Below are 7,886 nucleotides of genomic sequence, written 5' to 3'. Positions count from 1 at the left end.
TCGAGAGCCGGTCCCGTGAACGGGGGTCCTGCTCCAGGGCGACCAGATCCTGGTCCAGCTGGTCGAGGTTCTCGTGGCTCTCCACGAGGAACTCCTCGACGATGTCGTCCAGACCTTCCACACCTGCACTTCCCCTCAGGAGGACCGGTGTCCCAGGACATGCTCACCGCCCAGCTCGCCACCGACCCCGCCCGTACCCGTGAACCGCTGGTCTTCGGTGGGCTCACCGAGGCCGAGGGCTGGGCACTGGCCCCGATCACCCCCCGCGACCGGGTGCACTTCCGCACCGACCGGGAGCTGCCGCTCACCGAGTTCCGGGCCGCCCTGCCGGCCGGGGTCACGGTGACCTACGACGAGGGCGACGGCCTGTACCGGGTCGACGGCGACACCGGGACGGGCGAGGCGCTCGCCGGCCTGATCCGCGCCTGGTGCGCCGCCGAGGGCTACGCCACGGTCGGGCTGCGGCCGGAGGCCGGCGTGCGCCGCCGGGCCCCCCGCGACCTGCCCGCCGCGTTCCTGGACGGCCTGTGCCGGCACTACTGCCGGGTCAGCCTCAAGCGCCTGCAGCGGAACATGAGCACGATCCGGCTGCACCTGCCCGACAACGACGACGTCGACCAGCAGGTCGCCGAGTGGGTGTTGAAGGCGGTCAGCCAGTACGACGAGACCAAGTCCGTCCCCTTCGGGGCCTTCCTGGCCACCCAGCTCTCCAAGTGGGTGCACGACCTGGGCCGCAACGCCTATGGCCGGACCGCCGCCGACACGGAGAACAAGCAGCAGAAGGCGGTCGCCGCCTTCACCGCGGAGAACCAGCGCCGGCCCAGCGAGAAGGAGCTGGCCGCCTACATGGGCCAGAGCGTGGCCACGCTGCGCCGCAACTCCCAGACCGTCGCCACCCTCAACGGCCTGCGCAACCTGCAGTCCCTGGACGGCGGTACCGACACGGTCGAGTTCGTGGTCCCCGACAGCGCCGAGGTGCCCGACGAGATCATGGGCGAGGCCGAGCAGAGCCTGCTGTCGCACGCCCTGACCGCCGCGTGCGCGCCCGACCCGACCGCCCGCCGGGACCAGCGCGCCGCGCAGCCAAACGTGCTCGGCTGGGCGACCTGGTACCTGACCACCTGGGGCGGGCAGACCAAGACCCAGCTGTCGGCCGACCTGGGCACGTCGGTGCGCAACATGAACGTGCACGCCGACCGCGCCGAGAAGGCCCTCAAGGAGCGGCTCACCGAGCTCGGCGGCTGAGCTCCGCCAGCCGCCCCGCGCGTGCGGCGGCCCGGTGTCCCGGAGCTGACCAGAGCGGGCGGAAAAGGTTGCGATCCGGGTCCACTGGGCCTCTCACCTGCCGATATCCATGTCGTGACCGCGCCGGAGCCCCCTCGCCACAGTGCGGGGGACGGTCCGCCAGTCGGGTCCGGAGCCCGTCGTCCGGCGGTGGGGGAGTGAGCGGCCCGCCCGCCGGGGACCCCGCCCAGGCGGTGCTCGTCCCGCACTGGCTGAGCAGCCCGGACCGGCTCGAGGTCGAGCGGGCCGTACAGGACGCGCTCGACGGAGGGCCGCTGCACCCGGTGGTCGCCGTCCACCTGGGCGAGGTCCTCACCGAACTGCACGTGGCCGCCGCCCGCGAGGTCGTCTGGCCCGCGCCCACCGCGCGCGTCCGCCGGGCCACCGGCTGGTCGGACGACGTGGTCCCGGTGCGGCTGTCCGCCGTCGAACTGGCGAGTGTGTTGTCCCTGCCCGGTCTGCCGACCGTGGCCCGAGAAGCCCTGACCGGAGGACGCAGCGCATGACCGGAGCGCTCTTCGGCACCCCGGCCGGTCTCCTCCAGCGACTGAACCGGGCCGAGGTCCGGGTGACCGACGTGCGGGCTGCCGTGGAGCTGCTGGCCGACCGGGGGGTCGACCCGGACCTGGAGCTCGGCGTCCTCGACGGCGCGGGCCGCGGCCCGATGCTGGTCCTCGACGACACCGGTCGCCGCACCCGCGTCCTGCTCGCCGAGCTCGCCGAGCAGATGACCCGGGCCCGGGTGCCCGTGGCGGCCGAGTCGGTCGCCACCGCGCTGGACGCCTGGCTCGCGCGCCGCCCGGTACCCGACCCCGTTGCCCTGGCCGCCGGCATCGCCGTCCTGGACTGGTCCGACGCCCGGCAGACCGCGCTCGGCTGGCGGGTGGTGGTGACGCGCGACCAGCTGGTCGTGCCCTGGCGGCCGTCCCGCACCGCATCCCTGCCCCTGGTCCACCAGGCACGCTCGGCTGCGCTGGGCCGGGCCGCCGTCGTCCGGACCGCGCTGCGGGTCGAGGGTCCGCTGGGCCTGTGGACCTCGGCCGGCGTGCCGGGCGTGGACACCGCGGTCCTGGTCCGCCCCGAGGAGCTGCTCGTCGAGATGGCCGCCGCCGGGCTGCGGCTGCACGACATGCACGTCGTGGTCACCCCCGGCCGGCCGGTCGCCTGCGCGGACGCCGCCGTGGCGCGCCGGCTGGTGGCCGAGACGACCGACGCCTGCGCGACCCTGCCGTGGCGGGAGCTCGCCGACCTCGGCTGGGCCTGACCCGCCGCGCCCTCTCCTGCGCCGGTCAGCTGAGGACGCCGTACTCCCAGTGCCACGGCTCCGGGTTCGGCCCGCCCGCCTGCGCCCAGTCCGGTTGCAGCCACCCGTAGTGCCCGGCGTTGAGCTGCATCCATGCCGTCTGCGCGGTGCCGAAGCGGTTGATGCCGCCGCACAGGTCGACCGCCAGGGCCCAGCCGTGGTTCGAGGTGCCCGGCACCGCGGTGATCCTCGGCTTCCGGTGGTGGACGTCGACCTGCGCGCCCAGGGAGCGGTAGGAGTCGGTGATGCACAGCGGGGCGCCGAAGGTCTGCGCGTAGGCCGCGGCCATGGCCTGGTAGGCGGCCGCCGCGTCACAGCGCAACCGGTGCCCGCTGCTGATCGTGCAGAGCTGGTCGGCCGGGATCTGCCCGTTGGCCCAGCCACCCCACGCGCCGGTGGCCGGCCCGGGGGCGCTCCCGGGGGCGGGCAGCGGTGCGCTGCACGTCGCCGGGACGGGACCGCTGACCGGCAGCGGTGCGGGCGTGGCCGGCGGCACGGTCACCCGGACGGCGGTGCTCAGGTCGGCCAGCTCGCGCACCGCCACCTGCCGGCGGTCGGCGGAGGCGGAGAGCACGCTCGTGCCGCCCAGGTACAGGCCGACGTCGTCCAGGCCGCTGCGCGGGTCGGTGCGGAACACCACGTCGCCGACCTGGAGCTGCCCGGCCGGGACGGGGGTGCCCTGGGTCCACTGGCCGGGCAGGTCGGCGGGCAGGCCGATGCCGCCCTGCGCCCATGCCGTGGCGGTGAGCCCGCCGCAGTCGTAGCCGTCGGGTCCCTGCTGCCCGACCAGGTAGGGCTTGCCGAGCTGGGCGAACGCGGCGCTGACCGCGGCGACGGTCTCGGCGGGGAGCACGGTCAGCGTGCCGCCGGCGGCGTAGGTGGTGGCCACGCCGGGCACCGGCGCACCCGTGGCGTCGCGCAGCGGGGCCAGCCCGGCCGGCAGTGCACCCGGGTCGGTCAGGGTCGCGGCGGGGGGCGGGGTGACCCCGGCCGCGGCCAGCCGCCCCAGGTGGTCCTGCCAGCCGGTCAGCGCGGCGGCGTTGCGGGCCTGCTGGTCGGCAGCGGCGGCGCTGGTCGACAGTGCGGCCCACTGGGCGCTGACGGTCGGGTCGAGGTCGGCGACGATCTCGCGGACCTCGACGAGCACCTCGGCGGCCCGGTTGCGCGCCCGGGCCGCGGCCGCGTCGGCCGCGGCGGCGGTGTCGGTGTGTTGCGCCGCCTGCACGGCGGCCCGCGCGGCCCGGGCGACCGAGGCGTCCTGCTGCTCGGTCAGCTGCTCGGCCAGGCCCTGCGCGTGCAGGACCTGGGGCGTCGAGTCGGGGGAGTGCAGGGAGAGCTGTGCCAGCGGCCAGCGCTCGTCCGGGCTGCGCCGGTACGCGGCGTCGGCATGGGCGCCCACGGCAGCCCGGTCGGCGGCGACGACGGCCAGCGCCGCCGCGCCGGCGTCCCGGGCCTGCTGGGCCTGGGCGGTGAGGCTCTCGGCCTCGGACAGGGCGGCCCGGTGGCGGGCCGCGGCGTCGGCGAGGGTCGCGGCGGTGGCCTCGGCCTGGCCGGCGACGGCGGCCGGTGACGAGACCTGGCCGGCCTCGGTGGGCGGCTGGGCGGTGACGGCGAGGACGCCGATCAGGGCCAGGGTGGCGCCGCTGACGACGGCCAGGCGGTGCCACCAGCGCTGCGCGGCACCGGGGGTGCGGGTGCGCCGCGGTGCGGGGCGGCGACTGCCGGGGGCCGGACGACGCCCGGCCGGGGTACGAGGGGCGGGCTTCTTCCCCGCGGGCTGCCGGACCGGCGCCCTCCGGGTGGCGGGCTTCCTGGCGGGTGGCTTCCGGGTGGACCGGCCGGCGGCGGACTGCGCACGGGGCCGCGGCGCAGGAGCCTGCGCTCGTGGTGCGGGCACCGTCGTCCCCCAGCTGCGTCGGATCGGCCCGGGCGCCAGGCGGCGTCCGGTGTTCTGATCCCATCGACGTGCCCCCCGGGGCGGTGAAGGTCCCTCACCGGTTCGGGGGGTGCAGCTCACCCCTTCGGGGGGAGACGACGAGGCCCCGCCGTCCAGCTGGACGGCGGGGCCTCGGAGAGGCTGGAACGGCCCCGCTGCAGGGGCCCGCCGCGAGCTTGCGAGCGGTGGGGGGCAGCGGGGTCCTTCTTCAGCGCTGGGCGATCTCCACGAAGGAGCGCTCGGCCGGGCCGGTGTAGACCTGGCGCGGACGGCCGATCTTCGTGGCCGGGTCCTCGATCATCTCCCGCCACTGGGCGATCCAGCCCGGCAGCCGGCCGATGGCGAAGAGCACGGTGAACATCCGGGTCGGGAAGCCCATCGCCCGGTAGATGAGACCGGTGTAGAAGTCGACGTTCGGGTAGAGCTTGCGCTCGACGAAGTAGTCGTCGGAGAGGGCGATCTCCTCGAGCTGGCGGGCCAGGTCGAGCAGCTCGTTGTTGCCGCCCAGCTTGTCCAGCACCGTGTCGGCGGTCGCCTTCACCAGCGCCGCGCGCGGGTCGTAGTTCTTGTAGACCCGGTGCCCGAAGCCCATCAGCTTGACGCCGGGCTCCTTGTCCTTGACCCGGGCGACGAAGCGTTCGATGTCGCCGCCGTCGGCCTTGATGCCCTCCAGCATCTCCAGCACCGACTGGTTCGCCCCGCCGTGCAGCGGGCCGAACAGCGCGTTGATGCCCGCCGAGACCGACGCGAAGAGGTTGGCCTGCGAGGAGCCGACGAGCCGGACGGTCGAGGTCGAGCAGTTCTGCTCGTGGTCGGCGTGCAGGACGAAGAGCATGTCCAGCGCCTTGACCAGCTCCGGATCGGCCTCGTACGGCTCGGCCGGGAACCCGAAGGTCATCCGCAGGAAGTTCTCCACCAGGCCCAGCGAGTTGTCCGGGTAGAGGAACGGCTGCCCGACCGACTTCTTGTACGCGTAGGCGGCGATGGTGGGGAGCTTGGCCAGCAGCCGCACGGTCGACAGCTCGACCTGCTGCTGGTTGAAGGGGTCGAGCGAGTCCTGGTAGAAGGTCGACAGCGCGCTGACCGCCGAGGACAGCACCGGCATCGGGTGCGCGTCGCGCGGGAAGCCGTTGAAGAAGCCCTTGAGGTCCTCGTGCAGCAGGGTGTGCCGACGGATCCGCTGGTCGAACGCCGCCAGCTCGTCGGCCGTCGGCAGCTCGCCGTAGATCAGCAGGTAGGAGACCTCGAGGAAGCTCGCCTTGCCGGCCAGCTGGTCGATCGGGTAGCCGCGGTACCGCAGGATCCCCTGGTCACCGTCGATGTAGGTGATCTCCGAGGTGCAGGACGCGGTGTTCACGAACCCGATGTCCAGGGCGACCTGGCCGGTGGTGGCCAGCAGCTTGCTCGTGTCGATTCCTCCGGACCCTTCGGTCGCGGGGATGACCGGCAGCGGCAGTTCGCCGCCGGGCCAGCGCAGGGCTACGTCTGGGGTGTTCGCTGTCTCGCTCATCAGGTCTGGACGCTACTCAGTTCTCGCCGGGATGCGACACGGCCCCGCCGCAGAGATCTGCGACGGGGCCGTGGACACCCTTGGACGGCCCCGCTGCCGGGGCCTTACGGGTGGGTCATCGACAGCACGTCGAGGGCGGCGTCCAACTGCTCCTCGGTGAGCTTCCCCTGCTCCACGTAGCCCCGCTCCACCACGACCTGGCGGATGGTCTTCTGCTCGGCCAGCGACTGCTTGGCGACCTTGGCCGCCTCCTCGTAGCCGATGTACTTGTTCAGCGGCGTGACGATCGAGGGGGAGGACTCGGCGTAGGTGCGGCACTGCTCGACGTTTGCGGTGACGCCGTCGACGCAGCGGTCGGCCAGCAGCCGGCTGACGTTGGCCAGCAGCCGGATCGACTCCAGCACGTTGCGGGCCATCAGCGGCAGCGTCACGTTGAGCTCGAAGACGCCGGTGGTGCCGGCGTAGGTGACGGCGGCGTCGTTGCCGATCACCTGCGCGCCCACCTGGATCACCGCCTCGGGGATCACCGGGTTCACCTTGCCCGGCATGATCGAGCTGCCCGGCTGCAGGTCGGGCAGGGCGATCTCGCCCAGGCCGGTGCGCGGGCCCGAGCCCATCCAGCGGAGGTCGTTGGCGATCTTGATGAGGCCGACGGCGATCGTCTTGAGCTGACCGGACCCCTCGACCAGGGCGTCCCGGGAGCTCTGCGCCTCGAAGTGGTCACGGGCCTCCGACAGCGGCAGGTCCAGCTCGCCGGCCAGGCGCTCGATGATCGCGGCGGCGAAACCGGGCGGGGTGTTGATGCCGGTGCCGACGGCGGTGCCGCCCAGCGGGAGCTCGCCGATCCGGGGGAGCGAGGCGTGCAGCCGCTCGATGCCGTAGCGGACGGCGGCCGCGTAGCCGCCGAACTCCTGCCCCAGGGTCACCGGGGTGGCGTCCATCAGGTGCGTGCGGCCGCTCTTGACGACCTCGGCGAACTCGGTGGCCTTGCGCTCGAGGGAGCCGGCCAGGTGCTCCAGCGCGGGCACCAGGTCGCGCACGATGGCGCCGGTGGCCGCGACGTGGATGGCCGAGGGGAAGACGTCGTTGGACGACTGCGAGGCGTTGACGTGGTCGTTCGGGTGCACCGGTGAGCCGAGCGCCTCGGTGGCGAGGGTGGCGATGACCTCGTTGGTGTTCATGTTGCTCGACGTGCCCGACCCCGTCTGGAAGACGTCGATCGGGAAGTGCGCGTCCCAGTCACCCCGGGCGACGGTCGCCGCGGCCTCGGTGACGGCGTCGGCGACGTCCTGCGGCAGCACGCCGAGGGAGGCGTTCACCCCGGCGGCAGCACCCTTGATCGCCGCCAGCGCACCGATCAGCTCCCGCTCGATGGGCGTGCCGGAGATCGGGAAGTTCTCCACGGCCCGCTGGGTCTGGGCGCGCCACTTCGCCCACGAGGGGACGCGGACCTCCCCCATGGAGTCGTGCTCGATGCGGTAATCCCCGCCGTCGGTCTCGGTGGCCACGCTGCGCTCCCCGGGTGTGATGTGTGCTGATGGTCCTGCGGGAGCGACCCTAGACACCGCGGGACGGCCCCGCGGCTAGGGTCCGCAGCATGAGCGAGCAGCAGGCCGGGGAGCCCGGTCCCGTCCCCGTGGTCCGTGCCTCCGACGCCGAGCGCGAGGCGGTGGTGACCCGGCTGCAGACCGCCCTCGGTGAGGGGCGGATCAACGTGGACGAGTTCACCCAGCGGGCCGACGTCGCCTACGCCGCGGTGACGACGGCCGACCTCGACGAGCTGCTCGCCGACCTGCCCGGGCCGACGTCGGCCGTCCCGGCGTTCGGGGAGATCGTGGGGGAGCGGACGACGG

7 protein-coding genes are annotated in these 7,886 nt (G+C 74.0%); 4 read left to right on the top strand and 3 right to left on the bottom strand.

The window, feature by feature from the left end; all coding sequences use genetic code 11:
• Positions 1 to 147: 147 nt before the first annotated feature.
• From G5C62_RS23880 to G5C62_RS23870, 3 genes are all read left to right on the top strand, one after another.
• Positions 148 to 1,245, top strand: coding sequence for a flagellar biosynthesis protein FliA (locus tag G5C62_RS23880; protein ID WP_241176097.1), 1,098 nt, complete (start codon positions 148 to 150; stop codon positions 1,243 to 1,245).
• A 197-nt stretch (positions 1,246 to 1,442) separates the two neighbouring features.
• Positions 1,443 to 1,790 (top strand): hypothetical protein, encoded by a 348-nt coding sequence (locus G5C62_RS23875; RefSeq protein WP_164702966.1) that lies wholly within the window; start codon positions 1,443 to 1,445, stop codon positions 1,788 to 1,790.
• Positions 1,787 to 2,548 (top strand): hypothetical protein, encoded by a 762-nt coding sequence (locus G5C62_RS23870; protein ID WP_164702965.1) that lies wholly within the window; start codon positions 1,787 to 1,789, stop codon positions 2,546 to 2,548. Before G5C62_RS23875 ends, G5C62_RS23870 begins: the two co-directional genes overlap by 4 nt.
• Positions 2,549 to 2,573: 25 nt before the next feature.
• On the opposite strand, the gene G5C62_RS23865 is transcribed toward G5C62_RS23870, so the two are convergent.
• The 3 genes from G5C62_RS23865 to G5C62_RS23855 all read right to left on the bottom strand — a co-directional run bounded on the left by G5C62_RS23865 (position 2,574) and on the right by G5C62_RS23855 (position 7,541).
• The gene (locus tag G5C62_RS23865) at positions 2,574 to 4,484 is read right to left on the bottom strand and encodes an NlpC/P60 family protein (RefSeq protein ID WP_164702964.1); all 1,911 of its coding nucleotides are present in this window, start codon (positions 4,482 to 4,484) and stop codon (positions 2,574 to 2,576) included.
• A 247-nt stretch (positions 4,485 to 4,731) separates the two neighbouring features.
• Positions 4,732 to 6,033: a citrate synthase gene (locus G5C62_RS23860; RefSeq protein WP_164702963.1), complete on the bottom strand. Its 1,302-nt coding sequence runs from the start codon at positions 6,031 to 6,033 to the stop codon at positions 4,732 to 4,734.
• A gap of 104 nt (positions 6,034 to 6,137) precedes the next feature.
• Entirely contained in the window at positions 6,138 to 7,541 is a 1,404-nt protein-coding gene (locus G5C62_RS23855) for an aspartate ammonia-lyase (RefSeq protein ID WP_036332927.1), read from the bottom strand.
• 89 nt (positions 7,542 to 7,630) lie between these two features.
• Between G5C62_RS23855 and G5C62_RS23850 the strand changes: the two genes are divergently transcribed.
• On the top strand, positions 7,631 to 7,886 hold a 256-nt coding region (locus G5C62_RS23850; RefSeq protein WP_164702962.1), incomplete at its 3' end, for a DUF1707 domain-containing protein.

The sequence above is a fragment of the Modestobacter sp. KNN46-3 genome (assembly GCF_011039295.1).
The sequence above is the reverse complement of the archived record's forward strand: the minus strand, read 5'-3'. Positions and strand labels throughout refer to the sequence as shown.

What these genes read in the sequence shown, in the direction of transcription:
- G5C62_RS23870 (WP_164702965.1), top strand. Translation starts at nt 1,787, where the DNA reads ATGACCGGAGCGCTCTTCGGCACCCCGGCCGGTCTCCTCCAGCGACTG.
- G5C62_RS23860 (WP_164702963.1), bottom strand. Translation starts at nt 6,033, where the DNA reads ATGAGCGAGACAGCGAACACCCCAGACGTAGCCCTGCGCTGGCCCGGC.